General features: G+C 47.8%; 23 protein-coding genes and 1 pseudogene. 13 read left to right on the top strand and 11 right to left on the bottom strand.

Features of this window, described 5'->3' with window-relative positions:
* Positions 1–169: 169 nt before the first annotated feature.
* On the bottom strand, positions 170–1,684 hold the full coding sequence (gene dacB, locus AC5JR3_RS04150; protein WP_495843318.1) for a D-alanyl-D-alanine carboxypeptidase/D-alanyl-D-alanine endopeptidase: 1,515 nt from the start codon (positions 1,682–1,684) through the stop codon (positions 170–172).
* 453 nt (positions 1,685–2,137) lie between these two features.
* Between dacB and AC5JR3_RS04145 the strand changes: the two genes are divergently transcribed.
* From AC5JR3_RS04145 to AC5JR3_RS04135, 3 genes are all read left to right on the top strand, one after another.
* Positions 2,138–3,043 (top strand): TIGR02587 family membrane protein, encoded by a 906-nt coding sequence (locus AC5JR3_RS04145; RefSeq protein ID WP_495843317.1) that lies wholly within the window; start codon positions 2,138–2,140, stop codon positions 3,041–3,043.
* Positions 3,040–3,456 carry a TIGR02588 family protein gene (locus tag AC5JR3_RS04140; RefSeq protein ID WP_495843315.1) on the top strand — a complete coding sequence of 139 codons (417 nt, stop codon included), beginning with the start codon at positions 3,040–3,042 and terminating at the stop codon, positions 3,454–3,456. The genes AC5JR3_RS04145 and AC5JR3_RS04140 overlap by 4 nt, the downstream gene beginning before the upstream one ends.
* A 182-nt stretch (positions 3,457–3,638) precedes the next feature.
* Positions 3,639–4,238 (top strand): DJ-1/PfpI family protein, encoded by a 600-nt coding sequence (locus AC5JR3_RS04135; protein WP_495843313.1) that lies wholly within the window; start codon positions 3,639–3,641, stop codon positions 4,236–4,238.
* 126 nt (positions 4,239–4,364) lie between these two features.
* Here the strand turns inward: AC5JR3_RS04135 and rpsU are convergent, their stop codons facing one another.
* Entirely contained in the window at positions 4,365–4,544 is a 180-nt protein-coding gene (gene rpsU / locus AC5JR3_RS04130) for a 30S ribosomal protein S21 (RefSeq protein WP_495843311.1), read from the bottom strand.
* A gap of 325 nt (positions 4,545–4,869) precedes the next feature.
* Between rpsU and AC5JR3_RS04125 the strand changes: the two genes are divergently transcribed.
* Positions 4,870–5,853 carry a DMT family transporter gene (locus AC5JR3_RS04125; protein ID WP_495843309.1) on the top strand — a complete coding sequence of 328 codons (984 nt, stop codon included), beginning with the start codon at positions 4,870–4,872 and terminating at the stop codon, positions 5,851–5,853.
* On the top strand, positions 5,850–6,356 hold the full coding sequence (locus AC5JR3_RS04120; RefSeq protein WP_495843307.1) for a GNAT family N-acetyltransferase: 507 nt from the start codon (positions 5,850–5,852) through the stop codon (positions 6,354–6,356). The genes AC5JR3_RS04125 and AC5JR3_RS04120 overlap by 4 nt, the downstream gene beginning before the upstream one ends.
* Before the next feature lie 181 nt (positions 6,357–6,537).
* Here the strand turns inward: AC5JR3_RS04120 and AC5JR3_RS04115 are convergent, their stop codons facing one another.
* Complete coding sequence (locus tag AC5JR3_RS04115) at positions 6,538–7,182, bottom strand: HAD-IA family hydrolase (protein ID WP_495843305.1); 645 nt, start codon at positions 7,180–7,182, stop codon at positions 6,538–6,540.
* A gap of 54 nt (positions 7,183–7,236) precedes the next feature.
* A complete protein-coding gene (locus tag AC5JR3_RS04110; protein ID WP_495843303.1) occupies positions 7,237–8,436 on the bottom strand; it encodes an NAD(P)/FAD-dependent oxidoreductase in 1,200 nt (399 codons plus the stop codon).
* A gap of 581 nt (positions 8,437–9,017) precedes the next feature.
* Here AC5JR3_RS04110 and AC5JR3_RS04105 point away from each other — a divergent pair.
* Together AC5JR3_RS04105 and ppsA are read left to right on the top strand one after the other, a co-directional pair.
* Entirely contained in the window at positions 9,018–9,290 is a 273-nt protein-coding gene (locus AC5JR3_RS04105) for a glyceraldehyde 3-phosphate dehydrogenase NAD-binding domain-containing protein (protein ID WP_495843301.1), read from the top strand.
* Between the two features lie 58 nt (positions 9,291–9,348).
* Positions 9,349–11,751 (top strand): phosphoenolpyruvate synthase, encoded by a 2,403-nt coding sequence (ppsA, locus tag AC5JR3_RS04100; RefSeq protein WP_495843299.1) that lies wholly within the window; start codon positions 9,349–9,351, stop codon positions 11,749–11,751.
* Between the two features lie 137 nt (positions 11,752–11,888).
* Here the strand turns inward: ppsA and AC5JR3_RS04095 are convergent, their stop codons facing one another.
* Complete coding sequence (locus tag AC5JR3_RS04095) at positions 11,889–12,722, bottom strand: alpha/beta fold hydrolase (protein WP_495843298.1); 834 nt, start codon at positions 12,720–12,722, stop codon at positions 11,889–11,891.
* A 167-nt stretch (positions 12,723–12,889) separates the two neighbouring features.
* On the bottom strand, positions 12,890–13,612 hold the full coding sequence (locus tag AC5JR3_RS04090; RefSeq protein WP_495843296.1) for a lysophospholipid acyltransferase family protein: 723 nt from the start codon (positions 13,610–13,612) through the stop codon (positions 12,890–12,892).
* 519 nt (positions 13,613–14,131) lie between these two features.
* On the opposite strand from AC5JR3_RS04090, the gene metG reads away from it, so the two are divergent.
* The 3 genes from metG (at position 14,132) to lptC (ending at position 17,626) form a co-directional block, all read left to right on the top strand.
* The gene (gene metG, locus AC5JR3_RS04085) at positions 14,132–15,727 is read left to right on the top strand and encodes a methionine--tRNA ligase (RefSeq protein WP_495843294.1); all 1,596 of its coding nucleotides are present in this window, start codon (positions 14,132–14,134) and stop codon (positions 15,725–15,727) included.
* Positions 15,728–15,837: 110 nt separating this feature from the next.
* Positions 15,838–16,443, top strand: coding sequence for a LabA-like NYN domain-containing protein (locus tag AC5JR3_RS04080; RefSeq protein ID WP_495843292.1), 606 nt, complete (start codon positions 15,838–15,840; stop codon positions 16,441–16,443).
* Positions 16,444–16,453: 10 nt separating this feature from the next.
* The gene (lptC, locus tag AC5JR3_RS04075) at positions 16,454–17,626 is read left to right on the top strand and encodes an LPS export ABC transporter periplasmic protein LptC (RefSeq protein WP_495843290.1); all 1,173 of its coding nucleotides are present in this window, start codon (positions 16,454–16,456) and stop codon (positions 17,624–17,626) included.
* 2 nt (positions 17,627–17,628) lie between these two features.
* Here the strand turns inward: lptC and AC5JR3_RS04070 are convergent, their stop codons facing one another.
* The 3 genes from AC5JR3_RS04070 to AC5JR3_RS04060 all read right to left on the bottom strand — a co-directional run bounded on the left by AC5JR3_RS04070 (position 17,629) and on the right by AC5JR3_RS04060 (position 20,282).
* A complete protein-coding gene (locus AC5JR3_RS04070; RefSeq protein ID WP_495843288.1) occupies positions 17,629–18,057 on the bottom strand; it encodes a universal stress protein in 429 nt (142 codons plus the stop codon).
* A 129-nt stretch (positions 18,058–18,186) separates the two neighbouring features.
* Positions 18,187–19,650: an alanine/glycine:cation symporter family protein gene (locus tag AC5JR3_RS04065; RefSeq protein ID WP_495843287.1), complete on the bottom strand. Its 1,464-nt coding sequence runs from the start codon at positions 19,648–19,650 to the stop codon at positions 18,187–18,189.
* 356 nt (positions 19,651–20,006) lie between these two features.
* A complete protein-coding gene (locus AC5JR3_RS04060; protein ID WP_495843285.1) occupies positions 20,007–20,282 on the bottom strand; it encodes a hypothetical protein in 276 nt (91 codons plus the stop codon).
* 235 nt (positions 20,283–20,517) lie between these two features.
* Here AC5JR3_RS04060 and ndhL point away from each other — a divergent pair.
* The 3 genes and pseudogenes from ndhL to trpA form a co-directional block, all read left to right on the top strand.
* Positions 20,518–20,733: pseudogene (gene ndhL / locus AC5JR3_RS04055) on the top strand (NAD(P)H-quinone oxidoreductase subunit L); the annotation flags it as partial.
* Positions 20,734–20,754: 21 nt separating this feature from the next.
* Positions 20,755–21,081 carry a DUF3007 family protein gene (locus AC5JR3_RS04050; protein ID WP_495843283.1) on the top strand — a complete coding sequence of 109 codons (327 nt, stop codon included), beginning with the start codon at positions 20,755–20,757 and terminating at the stop codon, positions 21,079–21,081.
* Positions 21,082–21,221: 140 nt separating this feature from the next.
* Positions 21,222–22,016, top strand: coding sequence for a tryptophan synthase subunit alpha (gene trpA / locus AC5JR3_RS04045; RefSeq protein WP_495843281.1), 795 nt, complete (start codon positions 21,222–21,224; stop codon positions 22,014–22,016).
* A gap of 23 nt (positions 22,017–22,039) precedes the next feature.
* On the opposite strand, the gene AC5JR3_RS04040 is transcribed toward trpA, so the two are convergent.
* The gene (locus tag AC5JR3_RS04040) at positions 22,040–22,195 is read right to left on the bottom strand and encodes a DUF2256 domain-containing protein (RefSeq protein ID WP_495843279.1); all 156 of its coding nucleotides are present in this window, start codon (positions 22,193–22,195) and stop codon (positions 22,040–22,042) included.
* Between the two features lie 67 nt (positions 22,196–22,262).
* On the bottom strand, positions 22,263–22,880 hold the full coding sequence (lepB, locus tag AC5JR3_RS04035) for a signal peptidase I (RefSeq protein ID WP_495843277.1): 618 nt from the start codon (positions 22,878–22,880) through the stop codon (positions 22,263–22,265).
* Positions 22,881–23,115: the final 235 nt, after the last annotated feature.

The raw sequence follows: 23,115 nt of genomic DNA, 5'->3' as shown, positions 1-23,115 counted from the left end.
CAACTGTGACTTTCTTCAACTCCGCTTGATTGTAAAAAACCTACACCTGTGAGGCGGGGGAGCGGGGGAGCGGGGGAGATGAGGGAATAGGGAGAACCTCTTACCTCTTTTCATACTTCATCCTTCACCCTTCATCCTTCATCCTTCACCCTTCACCCTTCATCCCGACTCAAGAACACGATCGCAAACGAGTCAACAACAGCACAATCTCATCAATCGCTTGACGTAGCGTTGCATTAGGCTGGTCAGACTGATTGACCATAATGCTGAAAACTAAAGGCTGATAATCGGGGACATCCAAATATCCCGATAATGCGCCAACACCGCTTAAGGTGCCAGTTTTGCCTTGCAGCTTACCTTGGGCGGCTGTGTCTTGGAAGCGACGGCGGAGGGTGCCACTTGTGCCAGCGACGGGTAAAGATGCTCGATATACAGCGGCGTAGGGGGTTTGTGCCATTGCTTGAAGGGTTTTGACGATCGCTTCTGGACTGACTAAGTTGTGCCGCGACAGTCCGGAACTATCACTGAGAATGTAGCTTTCTGGGTCAATACCCACTTGCGTCAATGTCTCTTTGACAACCTCTAAACCTGCTTCTGCGGTTGAATAGGTAGACTGTCTATCCTGACCAACTCTTGCCCCCAATGTCCGCAACAGCACTTCAGCATAGAGGTTATTACTCTGCTGATTTGTCTCCAGCACTAAAGTTTCCAGGGTGGGAGAATTCACTCCCGCCAACTCCCGTTGCTGATCAATCAGGCTACTGGATGCTACCAACGCCTGAGTCACCCTAATTCCCTCTGCTGCCAAAACCTGCTGAAAGTGCTGCAAGAAATACTCAGCCGGGTCAAGCACTGCTAACCCAAAAGAATCAGGTTCGGAATCAATTGCTAAGTGTCCTGTGATTTGTAGCAAGGGTTTCCCGAAAGCAGTTGTCACGGCGACATCAGCGGGTAATCCTGCCTCCCTCGTCAGTGAATGATTCACAACCTGCCACTGTGACGCGGCAATGGGGTCGCTCCAGCTCATTTTGAGGGGCTGATTTAGCTGCTGGGGGAAAAGCGTCAATTCCACAGCATTTTGGTTCAAAATCAGGCTATTTACGCTGGTGGCGTAATCTGACAAAACATCTTCCCACTCCCAATTGGAATTCAGCGCGTCTCCTTGAAAGTAACCGTCATCGACAATTAGTTGGCGCACAGAACGAATCCCTTGACCCTTGAGTTGCTGTGCTAAGTCTTTTAGTTGCGCTGCGCTTAAGCTGGGGTCGCCTCGCCCTACAATCAGTACACCTGCGCCTGTTTCATAAATAGAGGTGCGAATTTGAAAATCTGTCCCCAATTGCAGCAACGCTGCTGCGGTGGTGAGTAGCTTGGCATTCGAGGCGGGGATGAAGTAGCGTTCGGCGTCGTGACTGTAGAGGGGGCGGTCTTTTGACGACAATGGGGTAATGACAATTCCCCAACGGGAACGGCGGAACTGAGGGCGGTTGATCACCGTGGCGATCGCGTTTTCCAATTGTGCAGGACAGATATCTGCCCCTTGCTGAGTCTCCGCAACTGCATTAGGAGACTGGAAAGCCAGCAGTTTTTTGGGCGCAACTGCAACTCCAGACAGTAGTTGTGCGGTGAGAAACAGGAGCAGGAAAGGAGTGTTACGAACTGTTACTTGCCATTGAAACGTCATCAGGTTTTTAAGATTATTTTTCCAACTGCCTCTGTCGCCAGACTAATTTTTAGCAGATGAAGTTTCAGCAGGCAAATATTCGCCTTGAGAAGTTGAAATCTCGCAAATTTTAGGGGTTTGCTGACTCAATTCGGCTTCCCGCCCACATTTCTCAACAGGCAGATTTAGAGAGATTTAAGCAGGGTGCGATCGCTAATCAGTCCAATCCGTCGTCAAAAACTAGACTTTTATCCTTTGTTTGGGCATCACACAGGGGAGTTTTATACCGGGTATTGCCAAATATTGCGAATTTTTAACATACCGAAAATGATATTAAATTGTAAGAGTTTGCTAACATTTTCTATGTAACTAAGATTACAATCTTTTAACATTCTTTCCTCACCTACCTCTAGATTCTGTTACTTGCAGACTTTCTATAAATCCTTGGTGAGGTAGCCCCACCTGTTTTTTTTGATGGCAAAAATTATCCGCAAACGACGTTATGTTTCTGATGCCACATCTCAAGAATTAAGGGATATCATTCGTGGGACTTCAGGCGGTTTTCTATTTGGGATTCCGTTGTTATATACGATGGAAGTGTGGTGGATTGGTTCTCAAATTTCTCCACCCGTGATGTTAATAATTTTAGCAGTGACGTTTGTCGTTGTTTTTATGCTTAACAGCACAGAAGGCTTTCGTCAAAATAAACGAGTAACATTTCTCGATACAGTAATTGATAGCGTTGAAGCGTTAGCCATTGGTATCGTTTCTGCAACAATGATTCTGATATTGATCAGAGAAATTGATTTATCAACACCACTATATGAAACCTTAGGAAAGTCAGTTTTGGAAAGTGTTCCTTTTTCATTAGGAGCAGCCTTGGCACGAGCTTCTTTAAGTGGCGATCGCTGGACAAACTCTGATGGAAAATCGCCAGAAAAACAACAGCCTATAACCCGCAAAACCACTCATAAATCTCACATCCAGGCCACCCTGAGTGACATAGGTGCTACCTTGATTGGGGCACTTATCGTTGGTTTCAACATTGCACCGACTGATGAAGTCAGTATGCTTGATGCCGCCGTATCACCGCCGTGGCTACTGGCATTTATTGCTGCTTCATTGTTGATTTCCTACTGCATTGTTTTTGAAGCAGGCTTCACTTCCGAAAAAAAGCGCCGGAAGCAGTCCGGTCTTTTCCAGAGACCAGTCAGCGAGACAGTCATATCTTACCTAATGTCGCTAATTGCTGCTGTCTCAATGTTGTTTTTCTTTCAGAAGTTGAATTTTAGCGATCCGTGGACAATGTGGTTAAGTAGCACAATCATCCTAGGACTTCCAGCAACAATTGGTGGTGCAGCAGGACGCCTTGCCATATGAAAAATACCGATTCCTCCCCTGAAGTTGAGCAAGAATCTCAACGTTCGCCTGCTGAATGGATTAGCTTTTTTATTGCTTTATCTATTCTGGCGGTTGTTGTCGGCTTAGTCGTTTACAAGTGGTTCACCCAAAGCAACGAGCCTCCGGTAATTGTGGTGCAACCTGGTTCGGAGATCCGTGAGGAACCAGGGCAGTTTTACCTGCCGTTTTCAATTACAAATAAAGGTGGAGAAACCGTCGAGTCAGTGCAGTTGATTGCTGAATTTCGCATCAACGGGGAAGTAGAAGAATCCGGAGAGCAGCAAATTGACTTTCTTGCCAGTGGTGAAACGGAAGAAGGCGCATTTGTGTTTAGCCGCCATCCCCGTGAAGGAGAGTTAACTATGCGGGTAGCTAGCTACAAATCACCTTAAGTCGTGGATGAGATTTTGGAAGCATTTAAGTTTTATTTTTATCTATTCCTGATTTGGAGCAATTCGAGATAATCAAAAAAGAATAGGGCGAAGGGAGAAGAGGTCAAGCCTAAAGCCGAACGCTCTACATAGGAAAGGCGATAAATTGAAACTTAAACCCCATCTAAGACAGGAGTTACAAAATGACGGGTAAAAAAATCTTGATGCTGGTGGGAGACTTTGTGGAAGATTACGAAGTGATGGTTCCCTTCCAGGCGTTGCAAATGGTCGGACACACCGTCCACGCAGTTTGCCCCGATAAACAGGCGGGGGAAGCGGTCAAAACGGCGATTCATGACTTTGAAGGTGACCAGACCTATAGTGAAAAACCCGGTCACAACTTTCAACTTAATGCCAGCTTTGACGAAATTACCCCTGAGGATTATGACGCCTTAGTGATTCCTGGCGGTCGAGCACCGGAATACATCCGCCTCAATGAGAAAGTGTTGGAAATTACCCGCCACTTTGCCCACACCAACAAGCCTATTGCCTCTATCTGCCATGGCTTACAGGTTCTGGCGGCGGCGGGAGTTTTAGAAGGCAAAAGCTGTACCGCTTACCCCGCTTGTGGCCCCGATGTCACCCGTGCGGGTGGTCTTTATGTCCATATCCCACCGGATGAGGCGATGGTTGATGGCAACTTGGTGACAGCCCCTGCTTGGCCCGCCCATCCTAGCTGGTTAGCAGAGTTTTTAAAGCTTTTGGGTACCAAAATTGAACATCAAGAGATGCTTGCTGTTTAACTAGATAGTTCTATCTGGCACTTTAAAAGTTGGGCGCTATTGGTTCTCTGACAATATCAGAGGTGCGCCTGGGTGCCTTTGCAAGCCCTCCTCCTGAATAGAGAGAGCAGGCAAAGGAAACTTGACTTAGTTGAAGCGCTTCTTACGTCTTCTAGCGATCGCTTTACGCTTTTTCTTTTCTGTGGGAGTCTCGAAGTTACGCAGGCGTTTCATATCTGCAAAGATGCCTGCTTTTGATACTTGGCGCTTAAATCTACGTAGTGCGGACTCAATCCCTTCGTTTTCACCTACAACCACTTGGGTCATTCTGTATCCTCCTGTTGATAAACTACATGGTTTAGATCGGGGCGATCGTTACCTTGAACCTTTCATTTTAACTGGCGCGTACAACTAACTTGCCAAATAATCTGGTTTTAACGGTGGCTACCCCACCCTTTCTCCAATCACTTTGCTGAGAGAGAGCGCCTTTGAGCGTTCCGTTAAATCATTCCCGTAGAAAAATACTAGCGCCTGATCAAAGAAAATCACCCCTTCTACTAGGGTAATGCGTTAACGCTGAATATTCAAATCTACGCCAACGCTACTAAAGACCACCTAGCGCATTCGGTTGTGACACATATAGGAATTATCAATGCTACTTCATCAAAGTTCTGGTCGATGGCGTTTAGGGCTAGCGCTGTCGCTGCTAACTGTGTTCTTGTGGGGGATTTTACCGATTGCCCTAACGGTGACTCTTCAGGTACTTGATGTATACACCGTTACTTGGTTTCGTTTTCTCCTATCGTTTGGGTTATTAGGGGTGTATTTGACCTCACGCCAACAACTGCCTTTTATCAAAGTAAATAAGAAGGGAAGTAATGCAGAAGGAAAAGCATTTTTAAACTTCTCTTTTTCTCTTAATGATTTACCGTCACAAATTGGATTGTTAGCGATCGCGACGGTATTTTTAGGGCTAAATTATTTGTTTTATCTGCAAGGTTTAGCGCAAACCTCCCCCGCAACCGCCCAGGTGCTAATTCAGCTTGCGCCCGTTTTGATGGGGTTAGGAGCGATCGCGGTTTTCAAAGAACGCTACAACTTACAGCAATGGGCAGGCTTAGGCGTGCTTACCCTCGGTTTTGTCCTCTTTTTCCACGAACAACTACGGACATTAATCGCGTCTCCTAATCGTTACCTCACCGGAAGCGCCTTGCTCGTCATCGCCGCCGCCGTCTGGGCAGTTTATGCCCTCGCCCAAAAGCAACTGCTGCAAAAACTGCCCTCCTCCAGCATCATGCTGATTATCTACGGCATGTGTGCGCTGATGTTTAGCCCCTTTATCACTCCTCAACCCATACTCACCCTAACTCCCCTACACTTGGGGATGCTGCTGTTCTGTGGCTTAAATACCCTAATTGGTTACGGTGCCTTTGCCGAATCCTTGGCACACTGGGAAGCCTCAAAAGTAAGTGCCGTACTCGCAACCACTCCCATCGTTACATTGAGTTCAGTGTGGGCAGTTTCATTTTTCACACCGACTTTACTTGCACCCGAACAGATTTCCTTCTTAGCGGTTTTGGGAGCAATTTTAGTAGTTTTGGGTTCAATCGCGATCGCCTTAGGAAAGAAGCAATGAACATCCGTGATGAAACTTCCTCAGACTACAAGGCGATCGCTGAAGTAAATAGAGAGGCTTTTGCACAGGAAAACGAAGCGCGTCTTATAGAACAAATTCGTGACTCCGATCGCTATATTCCAGAACTTTCCCTAGTTGCAGAAGCTCAAGGAGTTATAGTCGGTCACATCCTCTTTAGCTACATTGATTTGGTGGGCGAAGAAACGCTTCCCGTACTCGGTCTAGCACCTCTAGCCGTGCGATCGCAGCAGCAACGACAGGGCATCGGCAGCGCCCTAGTACAAGCCGGATTAGCAAAAGCAGACGCCAGGAAAGAAGCGATCGTCATTGTCCTAGGGCATCCCCAGTTTTACTCCCGCTTCGGCTTTGAGCCAGCTATTAGTTATGGGATCGAGTCTCCCTTCCCAGTCCCGGAAGATGTCTTTATGGTCAAGCCACTCCAGCACTATCAGGATAAGTACAGAGGGAAGGTTGTTTATCCGCCCGCTTTTCATGGGGTGTAAATCTGGGTAAAACACAGAGGGCGCAGAGGGGTGCAGGGGCGCAGGGGTGCAGGGGCGCAGGGGAGAGAAAAATTGACGACAACTAGCCATTACACCAATCGCCTAATAATTTCACCCTTCATACTTCACCCTTCACCCTTCATCCTTTCTCCCCAACTCACCGACTCACCGACTCACCGACTTACCGACGTTCCAACCAAATTGCCCTGATCCCCACCGCTTTTGCACCCTGGTAGTCTTCCTTGAAACTATCGCCAATATGCCATGCCTCCGGGGGGCTGCAATGATGTTTGTTCAACGCCGCCGCAAAGATACGCTCATCCGGTTTAGCCGCACCTATTTCGGTGGAAATTGTCACCGACTCGAAAAACTGCGTTAGCTCCAGGGCTTCTAAAACCATATAAAGACGGGAATCAAAATTAGAGACAATTCCCATCTCAATCCCCAAACGTTGCCATGCTTCCAACGCGGGACGAACATCGGGATAGACAAACCAAGGTTCAGCCGTGGAAAAGTAGAGATAGAGTTCGTCAAAGAACTCGGTGAAGTTGGCAAATTGCTCAAAGACGCCGACTTGTTTGAAGGTGTGACGGGCAATATCCAGCCACCACTCAAATTCCCGCATGGCGATCGCTTCTGAGGGTACTCCTAGACACTCGAGAGGATCTGCCGCCGCGAAGGCATCAAAAAACGCTTGGTTTACGGTGTCAGCCTGGACATCGACACTATGGTGACGAGCGATCATACTATAAGCTTCACCCACACTGCCCCGGACGCCAAAGAGCGTCCCGACAGCATCGAGAAAAATAATCTTAGGTTGTGGCATTGAACCTGTAGAGAGTTGACACGTTGAACCTTAACCGATTTCAACCTCTAAGCCTTACTCCACGCTTGAGAGTAAATCTACGATCGGTTGGGTAATCCAGTTAAAGCCTACTTTCAGCTTGTGCTCTAAGGTTGGCATGCGGTAGAGATACGCCAGACGCCGTGCCATGTGGGCAAACGGCCCATCAAGTTTGATGCCTAAACCTGTCAAGGTGGCATTGTCTGTCCCTAAGGTCATCATTTCGCCGACGTGCTGATAGCGGAACGGCAGCAATGGACGTCCGGTGAGGGATGCCCAAATATTCCAAGCCGTATAATCTGCCTGCTGCAATGCTGCTTGTGCGGTGTTGGGAACTTGCTGTCCTTCCGCGTCGCGGCACTCTGCCAAATCGCCTAAGGCAAAGATTTCCGGACGATCGACCACTTGCAGCGTTGGCGTGATGGTCAGTTGACCGCGATGGGTTCTTTTGAGGGGCAGTGCTTGCACCACAGGGGCAACCTTTGTCCCCACCGTCCATAACACGATATCTACAGGAATGGTGTCCACCTGCCCCTTGTACACCAAGGAAATCGTATCCGTACCAATCGACTCAACTGTCGTTTCCAAATCAATCCACACCTTTTGTTCATCGAGGGCGTTCCGTGCGGCTTCACGATTAAACTCTGGCGAAGTGCGGAGAATCATATCCCCTTGCTCGATTAAGCGCACCCGTCCCCGTTCACCGAGACGTTCGGCAAGCTTGCAAGCCAATTCAACGCCAGAGTAACCCGCCCCAACGATCGCCACGCGAATCTTGTCAGCGTCCGACTCTTCCAAAATCCGTAAGCGTTCTTCTAGGCGATAGGCATCCGCTACATTCCGGAAAGGAATCGCATACTCAACGGCTCCTGGCACTATATCTAAAGGGGTTTCGCCACCTAGTGCCAAGACGAGTTTATCGTAGGCGAATTCCGGGCCATCCTGTAGCTGTACTTGTTTCTCGTCAATATTGATTCCGGCAACCGCCGCTTGCGAGAAGCGTACCCCTGTATTCACCAAAAGTTCTTCAAATGGCGGGGCAATTTCCCAGGTTTGCAGTTCCCCCGTTACCAATTCGTAGAGCAACGGCGAAAATAAAAAGCGGTCATTTTGATCGACCAAGACAATTTCCGGTCGTTCTAGTTTTTCCCACGGTAGCTGGCTCAAGCGCAAGGCAGTGTAGAGTCCACCAAAGCCGCCACCAAGAATACAGATGCGTGCAGGTTGTTCAGTCATGGTTTCAGTGCCAGGGCATTTAAGCAGGGCTATTTTCTTCAGGATAGCTAAGGAGAGGCAGAGATGGGGGAGGAAACCCCACTAAGTCCGCCAGTGCTAATTAATAGACCTATGCACAAAAATATTGAAAACCTCCCTTGATTATAGGCACTATTTTTCCTGTCTTATGGGAATTCAAGTTATTTGCACCCCATAAAAATCATGCGCGATCGCCTTTCTTTCCATAACACTTTTTCATCTTTCGGTAACAATTGTTACTCCCTTTAGAGGGATGCCAATTTATTCGGAAAATCGATGTACTGAGCGCACCCTATTGATTTTTGACCACAACCTTGTAGAGACATTGCATGCAGCAGGGATATCCGGTTTTTAAAACACCCTCTCCCCATCCGTCTTTCTCGCTAAATTAGATACGTGCAAATTTGTGTCCGAGTATCCTCACATTCGGTGGCAGCACTCCCTCGAAAGGATGACGAAATCTGCTCTTTTTTCCGCTCCTATAAAGGCGTTTGATTCACTGGGTAACGCTTCTTATACAAGCCTTAAGTACCAACCTGTTTGAGATAGGAGAACAACAAAATATGGCAAAGGTTGCAATTAACGGTTTAGGCAGAATTGGTAGAGCGGTTTTTAAAATTATCCACGACCATCTAGAATTAGAATTAGTTGCGGTTAATGACTTAGTGCCACCCGATAATCTGGCGTATTTGCTCAAACACGATACGGTTCATGGCAACTATGGCAAACCAGTAGAAAGTAATGGCAATAGTCTAAAAGTTGAAGGCAAAGAATATAAGGTATTTAGCGAACCTAGAGAAGCTAAAAGCAAAATAAACGGAAATTCGCAATCATAGAAGGGTGGGCAAGGCTCACCCTTTCTAATTTGTATTTGATATTTTTTCCTAAACAATCATGGCAACAAAAACTAAAACTCAATATATACGCTGGTTTGACAATCTCGGAAGTAATGATGTCCCAGAAGTAGGCGGGAAGAATGCCTCCTTGGGGGAAATGGTGCGATCGCTAAAAGAAGAGGGCATCAGCGTCCCCAATGGTTTCGCCACAACAGCGGATGCCTATAGGAAATTTATCGAGGCAAACGACCTCAACGAAAAAATCAAATCCCAGCTCAAAGATTTTGAAAAAGGCAAAATTCCCTTAGAAAAAGCCGGAAAATCTATCCGCCGGATGTTTCTGCGCTCAAGATTTCCCGACGAAATTGCCAAAGAAATTCGCAGTGCCTATCATGACCTTTGCCAACAGTACAACACAGAAGAAGTGGATGTGGCAGTTAGAAGTAGTGCCACGGCGGAAGATTTGCCAGAGGCAAGTTTTGCAGGTCAGCAGGAATCCTTCCTCAATATCGCTGGCGTCGAAGAACTACTAGAAGCCTGCCGCAAATGCTACGCTTCCTTATTCACTGATCGGGCAATTAGCTACCGCGAAACAAAAGGCTTTGACCACCTGCAGGTGGCGCTGTCAGTCGGTATCCAAAAGATGGTGCGTTCTGACTTATCGGGTGCGGGGGTGATGTTCTCGATTGATACGGAGTCGGGCTTCCCGGATATGACGTTGATTACTGCGGCTTGGGGCTTGGGTGAAAATATCGTCCAAGGTTCGGTGACGCCGGATGAGTATCGGGTGTTTAAGCCCTTGTTGAAGAACGAAAACTTGAAGCCAATTGTTGAGAAAACCCTAGGAACGAAGGAGAAAAAGCTAATCTACGCCCAAGGGGGCAGCAAGACAACAAAAAATACCGATACCTCACCGGAAGAACGGGCAGCGTTCGTTCTCAACGATGAGGAAGTGCTGCAACTAGCACGCTGGGCGAGTGTGATTGAAACCCACTACAAAACGCCGATGGATATTGAGTGGGCAAAAGATGGGGATACGGGGGAATTATTCATTGTGCAGGCGCGTCCCGAAACCGTACAGTCCCAAAAGCAAGCAGGGGCGCTCTTAACTTATTCCCTAAAGAAAAAGGGTAAGGAGTTGCTGACGGGGATAAGTGTCGGGGATGCGATCGCCTCTGGGAAAGTTTGCCTGATTAAAAGTGCCAAGGATATCGACCAATTTGAAGATGGCACCATTTTAGTAACGGAAATGACTGACCCCGACTGGGTGCCGATTATGAAACGGGCGGCGGGAATCGTCACCAACCAAGGAGGACGCACCTGCCACGCGGCGATTATCAGCCGGGAGTTGAGCATTCCGGCGATCGTGGGTACGGGAAAGGCAACTGAGGTTTTAAAAAAAGGTAAGGAGGTGACCATTTCCTGTGCAGAAGGCGATCGCGGCATCATTTATGAAGGCAAGTTGGAGTTTGAAGCAGCGGAAGTCAGCCTAGAAGACATCCCGCAAACCAAAACCAAAATTATGATGAACATCGCCAGCCCCTCCGCCGCTTTTCGCTGGTGGCAATTGCCCTGCGAGGGTATTGGCTTGGCGCGGATGGAGTTCATCATCAACAACATCATCAAAATTCACCCGATGGCGCTGGTGCGTTTTGATGTACTGAAAGATGAAAGAGCCAAAAAGCAAATTGAGCAGCTAACTAGCGGCTACAAAGACAAAACCGAGTACTTTGTCGATCATCTCGCACGGGGGATTGCCAAGATTGCCTCGTCCCAATATCCCCATCCGGTAATTGTGCGAATGAGTGATTTTAAGACCAATGAGTACGCTGAACTGATTGGAGGTCGGCAGTTTGAGCCGAAAGAAGCTAACCCGATGCTGGGCTTTCGAGGGGCATCACGGTATTACAGCGATCGCTACAAAGACGGCTTTGCCTTAGAATGTCGGGCAATTAAGCGCGTCCGCGAAGTCATCGGATTGGATAACGTCCTGATCATGATCCCTTTCTGCCGCCGCCTCTGGGAAGCGGATCGCGTTTTGGAAGTTTTAGCCGAAAATGGCTTAAAACGCGGCGAAAACGGTCTGGAAGTCTACGTCATGTGCGAAATTCCCTCCAACGTGGAACTCGCCGACGAATTCTCCAAACGCTTCGACGGCTTCTCCATCGGCAGCAACGACCTCACGCAGCTAACTTTGGGCGTGGATCGCGATTCCTCCGAGCTTTCGGAACTCTTCGACGAGCGCGATGAAGCCGTTAAGCGGATGATCCGCCGCCTGATTAAAACTGCCCACGAAGCCGGACGCAAAGTTGGCATCTGCGGACAAGCCCCCAGTGATTACCCCGACTTTGCCGCCTTCTTAGTGGAAGAGGGAATCGACACCATCTCCCTCAACCCCGACAGTATCATCCCCGTGAAGCACCGCATCGCGGAAGTGGAAAGACAAAGTCCTGAGTGCTGAGTGCTGAGTCCTGAGTCCTGAGTAGGCAAGAAAGTATGAAGTATGAAGGATGAAGTATGAAGGGTAAGAGGTTTTCCTCATCTCCCCTGCGCCCCTGCGCCCCTGCGCCCCTGCTCCTCCGCTCCCCATCCCCCGCTCTACTCACTAACAGGCGTCAACACAGATTCCGTTTGTTCCCTTGGTGTAGTGCTTTCTAGGAAATTTTGGGCTTTAAAGATGTCTAAAAGATGCACGTCAGTTTCTAGCAAGCAGGTGTGACCGCACATGGGTAGTATGGCTACCTTGGCGTTAGGTAGGTAGTTAACTAGGCGTCTTGCTTCTTCTACTGAGGGTAAAAGGCGATCTGCTCCTCCTGCAACGAGTAGCACGGGTTGGGTGAGGCGGCGGAGTTGGGCTGGGGTGACATCAAAGTCTCTCAGTAAAGACAGCCGCCAAGTGACGGTTTTAGACGGTACGGAGCGGATCGCCTGTAGCAAGGCTTTGCTGTCTTCTGGGGCCGTTCTTTCTAGGGCGCATAGAAAGGGGATGAGTGCCACTCCAGAGATGCGATAGAAATAGTCTGGTATCCAATAGGTTAGTTGCGAACCCCAACGCAGAAAGGGGCGCTGATTGAAGGCGGAAGCGGGGTTAACGAGAATAATGCGAGTAAACAATTCTGGGGAGTGGAGGGCGACTTTCATGGCTAGACACCCACCAAAGGACTCACCGCACAAATACACGCGTCGGCGTCGATCGTTTTTGAGTTCGGCTCTAACTAATTCCACAACTTGTCCGCTCAGGTCTTCCCAAGTGGTTAAGTCATCTGGGGGAATTGCCAAACAGCGCACATCAAATGCTTTTTCTAGTCCTTCCGTCTGCGATCGCAACAATTGACCTGTACCATCCATCCCCGGTAAAAAGACAAACAACGGGGAGGTGGGGTTCAATGTACTAGGCGTCAGAAAACAAGGACGACTTTTAACTTCTGGCATGATTCTCTTTCTATATTTCTCGACTTGAAAGATTAAAAAGTTAGTTAAGTTAATTGTCTATAAGGTTCCCCTAGCGGGTCTTTAACTAACAATTAAGTCTTTCGGCGTCCCTCGATCTTCTCTCAGGCTCCAATTTGTAACTGTACAGGACTTTACAGAGACTTTCTTTAACGACAGCCGTAATGTAACAACTTCTGAATCTCCCCGTGGCAGATGTCTGTGATTTCCGACACAACGGATTTTGCCTGCTTTCCTTGATATTTTTCCCGATGTTGCTCAGTAACCCAAAACGGATGACCGATCAAAATATTGGCACGGCGGTAAACAACCATAGGATGCCAACCCGATTGATCAAAAAGTGGCTCTGACGGGTCAATAGCTTGCAAAAGACGCAGAGGGATTCCGGCGTTGACAAATTCTTTGGTAGAAGCGATCGCCACAGGTAAGACTGCCAAATTTTGTACCGAGGATTTCAAGGCTAGGTGAGCAAACCCCCGGTGAAACTTCCCAACTTTGCAGGGTAAACTTTTGCTCACCATCGGCTGTCCCCCTTCTGGAAACACCCCTACAAGCTGCCTTGATTGGAGTAACTGCGTGGCTTGCTCGAAAAATGCCTGAGAACGATTTTCCGGGGCGGCTAGGGGAAAGCAGCCCAATTGAGAGACCACGTCTCGCATCACTGGTACTTGCCCCATATAGTGATGGCTAGCAAACCGCACAGGTTTTTCTAATGCTGCCATCAACATGGGGGCATCCATAAAGCTGCGATGGTTGCTGACGACCACAATTGCCGTATCTTGAGGGACGCGATCCTGGTAATAGAAAAACAACCTCGTTCCCATCGCGGCAAGGAGGGCGCGAGAAATCAATAGTGGATTGTCGGAAGGCATGCTTTGGAGTGTGCGATCGCTCGTTAATTTACTTTACCTTTCTTTACAATAATCACTCAGATTGCATCTTGACAAATGTCTTAAGGTAGAATTTAGTCCCCAATTTGAGCAACCATTAATTGTTACTCCTGAGCAGTTGAAGAGTGGCTACAGTAAGCTGCCTCTATGATTAGACGGGTTGTTAAGCGAGCAATATTGCTAATGCCTTTCTATTGGGAGTTGGATGTCATAAGAATGTCAGATTTTTTTGTATACCATGAGATCGGTCTCTCTGCTAACCCCTAAATAGTCAATGCAAACTTTGACGATGTAGTTGGGAACCCTAAGTTAGAAGGTGTCTTTTCTAACCTCAGCCTTGAGTAAGCCGCTCAGTCTGAACAAATCCATCCGTTTGGCTCAAAGTACCCTGGGGAGCGGTGGATTTAACAAAATAACTTGAAAACTTCAAATAAATAACTCTAAAGCCAGGGCATTGAATAATACATTAGTTACGGGGGTCGTTGTTGACATCTAATTTTTATGACTGATACCGAGACAAATAAAGATAATACCTTTGCCGTTACGACGCCACTTTACTATGTAAACGACTTACCCCACATCGGGAGTGCTTACACCACAATGGCTGCCGATGCGATCGCGCGATTTGAGAGACTACGCGGCAAATCGGTATTGCTGATTACAGGTACCGACGAGCATGGACAAAAAATCCAGCGCACCGCCGAAAACCGAGGACTCAATCCCCAGGAACACTGCGATCAAGTAGCCGCAGGGTTTGAGGAGCTGTGGCAAAAGCTGAATATTCAATATGACCGCTTTAGCCGCACCACCTCTTCTCGTCATCAGGCGATCGTCAACGAGTTTTTTCAACGAGTTTGGGAAAACGGCGACATCTACATGGGGCAGCAAAAAGGCTGGTACTGTGTTGCCTGCGAAGAATTTAAAGAAGAACGGGAGCTGCTATCAGAGCATCACTGTCCCCTCCACCCCAACCTCACAACCGAGTGGCGAGACGAGCAAAACTACTTCTTCAAGCTCTCCAAATATCAAAGCCAACTAGAAGCCCTCTACCAAGAGCGTCCAGACTTCATTCAGCCAGAAATCCGCCGCAACGAAGTTTTGAGCTTCGTTAAGCAAGGACTGCAAGATTTCTCCATTTCCCGTGTCAACCTCGATTGGGGCTTTGCGATCCCCGTTGACCCGAAACACACCATCTACGTCTGGTTTGACGCCTTACTCGGGTATGTGACTGCCCTGCTCGATCCGGACAGCGAACCAACGTTAGAGAATGCCTTATCCAATTGGTGGCCGATTAACTTGCATTTGATTGGCAAAGACATCTTGCGCTTCCATGCGGTTTATTGGCCGGCCATGTTGATGTCGGCAGGTTTACCCCTAGTTGGTCATGTATTCGGACATGGCTTTCTAACCAAAGATGGCCAGAAAATGGGCAAGACTTTGGGCAATACCATAAACCCAATTGAGTTAGTTGACCGCTACAGCGCAGACGCGATCCGCTACTACTTCCTCAAAGAAATCGAGTTCGGACGGGATGGAGACTTTAGCGAAACCCGCTTTGTCAATATCCTCAACGCTGACTTAGCTAACGACCTAGGGAATTTGCTCAACCGCACCTTAAAAATGGCGTACAAGTACTGCGATGGTCGGGTACCTGAGGTGGCGATTCAAGAAATTGCTGCCGATAACTCCTTAAAAGCAGCCGGAAAAGAGCTGGGATCGCGCGTAATTAATGCTTATGAATCTCTAGCCTTCAGCAAGGCTTGTGAAGACATCCTGACTCTGATTCGCGCCAGTAACAAATTTGTGGACGAGCAAGCACCCTGGAGCTTATATAAACAAGGGAATACAGCAGCCGTTGCCGAAGTGTTGTACAGCGTCTTGGAATCAGTTAGACTGTCAGCCTATCTACTTTCACCGATTATTCCCAGCCTTAGTACCGACATTTATCAACAGTTAGGATTTTCTACCGACTTTAACAACCTTTCTCTCTTTAAAGATTCCATGACCTTTTCTACCCATACAGCTTGGGGAACCCTCAGCCCAAATCAACAATTGGGAGAAGCTAAACCAATTTTTGCCAAATTGGAACAGCTATGACTGATTCGGTCGTCGTAGCGATTACAGCTAGCGGGAACTGAAGGCAAAGCAGTAGGGGAGGAAAGGAGGCACTAAACTTTTTTACATAACTAATCAGAGGTATAACAATCATGTTGAATAACTTTAATAGTGACCCGGTTTTCACGCCAGAACAAGTTTTAGAAAATCGCGGTCGTGTTGCCATTTTTATTGATGGCTCGAATTTATTTTATGCCGCTCTCCAGTTGGGCATTGAAATCGACTATACGAAGCTGCTGTGTCGTTTGACTGGGGGTTCGAGGCTGCTCCGCTCTTTCTTCTATACCGGGGTTGACCGCACCAACGAAAAACAACAAGGCTTTTTGTTGTGGATGCGTCGCAATGGTTATCGAGTGATTTCCAAAGATTTAGTGCAATTACCAGATGGCTCTAAAAAAGCCAATTTAGATGTGGAGATTGCCGTTGATCTGATGGCGTTGGTCGGTTCCTACGATACGGCGGTTCTAGTCAGTGGCGATGGTGATTTAGCTTATGCTGTCGATGCGGCGAGCTATCGGGGGGTACGCGTGGAGGTAGTGAGCCTACGTTCGATGACTAGCGATAGTTTAATCAACGTTGCCGATCGCTATATTGATCTTGACCACATCAAAGAATCAATCCAGAAAACGCCACGGCAGAATTACACCTACCGTCCCTTGTCCAGTATTGGCATGATGGAAGAGCAAGAAGACCTGTAACTTGGCGGTTATGAACCAGTGGTTAGGTATTAGGAAAACTCTTCCGTTTGTTAGTGGTGCAGTTCGTTTAATGCTCCTGGTCGCCTTGCTACTGAGCGTCAGTGCTTGTGGCAAAAAAAACCAGCCTCCAGAAAATCAAGTGGTGCAGGAGCCTAGCCCGACCTCTGAGTTTGATGAAAATCTGACTTTTAATAATGTCAGTCTGGATCAATCGGATCGAGATGGGCGTCCTGTATGGAGAGTAAAAGCAGAGCGAGCAGTTTATAGCCAGGATAAGAAAATCGCCCGGGTTGAGAAGACTTCTGGAAATTTGTTCCAGGATGGAAAGGTGGTTTTGCAGGTGTCAGCTGACCGGGGAGAAATTCAGGAAGACGGGCAGAAAGTCTTTCTCAACGGTAACGTTACGGCAATCGATCCCCGTAATGGTGCTGTATTCAAAGGAGATGAGCTGGAGTGGCTTCCGAAGGAAGATTTGTTATTTGTTCGCAACAACTTAAAAGGTAGCCATCCCCAGCTTCAAGCTTCCGCAAAAGAAGGGCGATACTTGACGCGCAAACAGCAGCTAGAGTTGATGGGTCAAGTGGCGGCGATCGCCAAAAATCCAGACTTGCAGATCAAAACTGAGCGTTTAGTTTGGCAAATACCAGAAGAACAAGTAACTAGCGATCGCCGTACTTTCATCGACCGCTACCAAGGCAAAACCATCACCGACCGAGTGGAGGCAGACCAGGCAGACTACAATTTGAAAACAAAAATTGCCACCTTGAAGCAGAATGTTCAACTCGCCTCGGTGGAACCGCCCTTGTTGATGTCTACCAACTCAGCTATCTGGAATGTAACAAACCAAACGGTTGTCTCTAGTCAACCGATCCGCATCGTTCACCAAAAAGAGCAATTGATCGTCACCGCTAATCGCGGTCAGATAGACTTAGATCGCCAAGTAGCGACTCTAACAGGTGGCGTTCAGGGCATCGGTAGTCGCAATCAAGCTAAGTTGTATTCCAACCAACTAACTTGGGATCTTACCACCCAAAATCTTCAGGCTTCTGGCAACGTAATGTACGAGCAAGCCAACCCAGCCTTAAATACAAAAGGGCAAACAGCAGTAGGAAGGATTCAAGACCAAAGTGTTGTCGTCCAAGCAAGTAGCGGTAATAGAGTCGTCACCGAGATTTTTCCCTAACTTCAGTTTCTCAGAACCAACACCGGACAGTGGGCAAACCGCACCACCCGTTCTGCCACCGATCCCATGAAGAAGCGGTTCAACCCTGTACGTCCGTGGGAGGGAATGACAATCAAGTCAATCTCCTCTGCCTTGGCCAAATCAATAATTTCCGAGCTAGGGTGACCGATAGAGACGCTAAAATGCAGCCCCTCATAGTCAGGGGGTAAAAATTGCTCGCGGAAGACCTTCTCAACATGCTGCTCGCGTGTCTGGTTATTTGTGGTTTGCCACATTACCCCCGGATCGCCAGGATTGAGATGGGGCAGGACGTGAAGTACATACACATGAGAAGGGTCTTTGACAAACTCTAAGGTTTTTGTCAAGGCGATCGCTGATTCTTCGGAAAAATCAAAGGGAACTAAAACCCGGTTGGTAGAAAATAAGCTCATAAGGGATAAAGGGTGAAGGATGAACTATCCGGGGTTAGAGGTTAGGGGTTATCGCTTCTCCCCATCTCCTCATCCCCCTAACCTCTACTCAGGACTCAGGACTTAGCACTCTGCTTTCCCAATCGCCGATTAGAGGGTTTGCTGCGTCATCTCCATCTCTCCGGAATTTAGGCGACGCATGTAGTCTTTGAGGTCTGCTGCTACTTTATTAGTTAAAAAGTAAGCCCCTAGCAGGTTCGGAAAAGCCATTGATAGCAGCATGGCATCGCTGAAGTCGATAACGGCGGCGGGCGTTGCCACTGAGCCAACGAAGATTGCTAGTAAGAACAGTACCTTGTAGACAATTAAACTGCGTTCGCTAAACAAGTACGCCCAGCATCGTTCGCCGTAGTAACCCCAGGAAATTATTGTGGAGAAGGCAAAGAGGAAGACTGCCAAGGCGAGGATGCTGGGAAACCAGCCGATAACTGTACCAAAGGCGGCGGAAGTCAGTTCTGCCCCACCAATACCTTCAAACTGTGGATTTCTATAGACGCCAGTAATGACAATTACCAACGCTGTCATGTTACAAATCACGATGGTGTCGATGAAGGGTTCAAGTAGGGCGACGATACCTTCTCGAATGGGTTCGTCGGTACGAGCCGCCGAGTGAGCGATCGCGGCTGAACCAACCCCGGCTTCATTCGAGAAGGCAGAACGCCGCAATCCCTGTACAACTACACCAATTACGCCCCCCTCTACTGCTCCGGGAGAGAAGATACCCGTGAAGATTGTGGCGATCGCCTCTGGGAGTTGCGTAAAGTTACTCAAGATAATCCAAAGCGATGCCAACATGTAAATCACGCACATCGCTGGCACCAACGTCCCTGCTACCATGCCAATACGTTCAATGCCTCCTAGGATAACCAGCGCCACCAACCCAGTGAGGATCAAGCCATAAAGCCAACCGGGTAAGAATGGTAAAACGCTAGCAACTGCCCCGTAGGACTGGTTCGACTGAAACATACTCGGTCCACCAAAGGCACCACAAACGGCAAGTATGGAGAAGATAATGGCTAAAAATTTTCCCAGCGTCTTTTTTCCGACTTCTGCTAAACCCTTTGACAGGTAATGCATCGGCCCGCCAGATATTGTGCCATCGGGTCTCACCACGCGATATTTTTGACCCAGGGTACACTCGACAAACTTACTGGTCATCCCCAGGAAACCGCCGATAGTCATCCAGAACACTGCTCCTGGCCCCCCAACGTTAATCGCAATGGCGACACCTGCAATGTTTCCCAAGCCAACTGTGGCGGAGAGAGCAGCGGCTAATGCCTGGAAGTGCGAGACTTCTCCCGGTTCATTGGGGTCATCGTATTTCCCTTGCACAACATCAATGGCGTGGCGGAAGGCGCGGATATTGATAAAGTTCATCCGCAATGTAAAAAATGCCGCACCGCAAACCAACCACAGCACAATTAAGGGAAAGCCACCAACACTAAAGAAGAGAACAGCAAAAAATCCTGCTACAAAGTCGGAAAAGATGGCATTAACATTTTCTATAAAACCCCTTCCCGCCGCTTCATCTTGCGCTAGAGCTACGGCAGGCATAGAAAAAAAGAGTATGACGTAAAGCCAAGTTTTTCTCATACAGGTTTTTTTAATTGTTTAGTTCTTAAAAAAATACAAAACTTTTGACAGTTTAAATGTTATAACAAAACACTTTCTGATTTGTTTAGTCAGCAAAATAAACCAATACAGTAGTATTTTGCCTGTCAAAATCTCTATTTTTAAATTAATTTTTGGGAAATTTCTCGTTAGAGAGCAGAATATCCTTTCAGTTAAATTACGGCAAGTCGCTATCACTACAAGCATCCAGCAATTTATGCTTTGTAGTGATAACAGTCATGAAATAGGTATGGGGGCGGAGGGACTTGAACCCTCACAGCCTCACAGCCAACGGATTTTCATTCTCTTGCAGCTTTCGCTACTGCCAAATGGCTTTGAGAATTGGACTCTCTCTTTACCCTCGGCTTGACGTTAGGGTAGCTCCCGTTGAGTCTCTGCACCTTCCAATCGGCTTGGCTCAGGATTGCCGTAGCTGTTGCCAGCGTTAGGTTTCCCTGAATTTGAGAGCGTTCACTTGATCGATTTCTCGGATCAAGGCTCAATTTATGTTTAAGTCCGTAGCGTCTACCATTCCGCCACGCCCCCGTTTTGTAGTTGCGGTTGACATTCCGCATCTCCAGTAAACTATCCTACTGTTTTATTGCACGATTAACCAGGGGTATTGGTAATTTATCTGGTGGAAAATCTGGCAAGCTGTAGAATAAGAAAAGTTAAGCATTGCATTTTAGCCTAGGTTGGTGCTACCGGGGTAAAAGCGGTTTAGTCACTAACTAAGCCTGTTGCGATCGCCTTTATCGATACACCTGCGGCTATACTAATTGCGGCTTTGTTGTCTGTCTTTCCCAAAAAACTATGCTAGTTGCCCTGTTATACCTCGCCTTAAGTGGAACCTACTTGTTAGTTGTTCCCTTTGTCCTTTATGCCTATCTGCAAAAACGCTGGTACATCGCTTCGTCCGTCGAGCGTAGCTTTATGTACTTCCTGGTTTTCTTCTTCTTCCCTGGCTTATTGCTCCTCAGCCCATTTTTGAACTTCCGCCCCAAGCGGCGTCAACTGCAAAGTTGAGGATCGTAGGAAAAATATTTGATGCGAAGAATTGATGCACTTGGGATTACCCTCGGCGCTTTTGCCTTGGGTGGAATCACCTACTTGGTATTGCAGTTAGCAGGGCTAGACAACCTAGAAGCCGGAATTTGGAGTCAGACATTACTGATCGGTGGCTTAGTTGGCTGGCTCTTAACTTACCTCTTCCGAGTCGGAACAAAAAATATGACCTATAACCAGCAGCTTAAGAACTACGAAGATGCAGTTCTAGAAAAGCGTCTGGAAGAAATGACGCCAGAAGAACTGGCAAAGCTGCAAGCAGAAATTGCTGCTGAGAAGCAAGCGAAGGGAAAGAGTCCTGAGTCCTGAGTAGGGGTGAGGGGAGAATTCATAATCTGCTTCATCGTTCATACTTTACCCCGTTCCCCATATACTGTTTTTTCTTTGGGTTTTAAAAAGATTGTGGGGAAATGAGATAATCAATCCCCAGTCCCTAATCCGCGATCGCTATGACCTCAGTTTCAGAATGCTTCCAGTCTCTACGTAGTCGCCAGCAGTGCGCGTTAATTCCCTTCATTACAGCAGGCGATCCCGATTTAGAGACAACGGCTGAGGCGTTGCGAGTACTGGATAAATCTGGGGCTGACATTATTGAGTTGGGTGTACCCTACTCAGACCCGCTAGCAGATGGCCCGACAATTCAAGCGGCGGCGACGAGAGCCTTACAACGGGGCGTGCGTCTGGATCATGTGTTGGAAATGGTGAGCGGAATTAGCAAAGACTTGCGATCGCCAATTGTCCTATTCACCTACTACAACCCGATTATCAACCGGGGTCACGAGACCTTTTTAAAGCAAATTGCGGCGGCGGGTGTCAGCGGTTTAGTCGTACCGGATTTGCCCCTAGAAGAAGCAGAATCACTGTTGCGTCCTGCCAAGGAAATTGGCATTGAAGTGACCTTGCTGGTTGCGCCGACAAGTTCTAAAGCACGAATAGAAGCGATCGCGCAGCAATCTCAAGGATTCATCTACTTAGTCAGCGTCACTGGCGTTACAGGGATGCGTTCGGGAATAGAATCGCGAGTGCAAGATTTACTACAAAGTATGCGGACGCTCACAGACAAACCGATTGGTGTCGGCTTCGGCATCTCCGGGACAGAACAGGCTCAACAAGTTAAAGACTGGGGAGCAGATGCCGTGATTGTTGGTAGTGCCTTTGTAAAACGATTGGCAGAAGGCACCCCCGCCCAAGGCTTAGAGGCGATCGGGGAATTTTGTCAGAGTCTGAAGCAGACAATTCAGTAATTTTTAAACTCCAGTCCCCTCCGTTAAGTTTCCACTTTAGAGCGGCGACGGCGGCAACGTTCTGAGCAGTATTTCACTTCGTCCCAGCAATCTTGCCATTTCTTACGCCAAGTGAAAGGACGTTGACATACCGGACAGATTTTTGTTGGCAAGTCAGATTTAGAACGAGCGCGTCCCATATAAATACAAAAGCGGTTCTTTTATGGTGAGCAATTAGACAGATTTGATATTAGCAGCAGGAGGATTTCAATCCTGTGGCAATGAATTTTGGAAAGAGGGATAAAGCGGCTTGGGATCAACTTTACCAAGGTGGCGGTCAGGAGACCAAAAGCGCACTACAGCTCGACCGATGATATTTTCACGCGGGACAAAGCCCCAGTAGCGACCGTCGTAGCTATTGTCGCGGTTATCTCCCATGACTAGATAGGAGTTGGAGGGGATAGTAACAGGCCCCCATTGCTCCTGTAGTTCTTCAGCTAGATAGTTTTCTTCTAGCAGTTGGTCGTTGATATAGACTTTTCCAGATTTGATCTCAACTTTCTCTCCCGGTAAACCAATTACCCGCTTGATAAAGGTGTCATTGAGGTTTTGTCGCTGGAGTTCTGCGGTGGGGGAGAAGACGATAATGTCTCCCCGTTCTGGGTTTGACCAGTGATAACTGAGCTTATCAATCATTAAGCGGTCATTGACTTCCAGAGTCGGCAGCATCGAGCCTGAGGCGACATAGCGAGGTTCGGCAACGAGGGTACGGAACCCGAAGGCAAAAAATAAACTCAGTCCTACTGTTTTCAAGCCGTCCAGCCAAAGACTGTTGTACTTTGGCGGGGAAGAATAGTTTAACTCAGGGTTATGCCGACGAGTCATAGGTTGCAGGCGGGTAATAGGTAGTAGTTTGTAGCTCCTAGGTAGGCAAGATGTCAAAGCTACGGAGATTTTACCTTTTTAAGGCTGATAAGTGTTGTGATGGGATATCCAGATATTGGTTCCAGTTTCTTGAACTGGATGACGCTTAAGACTTTGATTATGCTACAGATTCTTGATTATGGAAGAAGAGAAACTAACATAAGCGATCTCTCACCTATTCAGCAAAAAAGTGTTG

This window comes from Kastovskya adunca (assembly GCF_059505785.1).
This window is presented reverse-complemented; position numbering and strand designations above follow the sequence as displayed.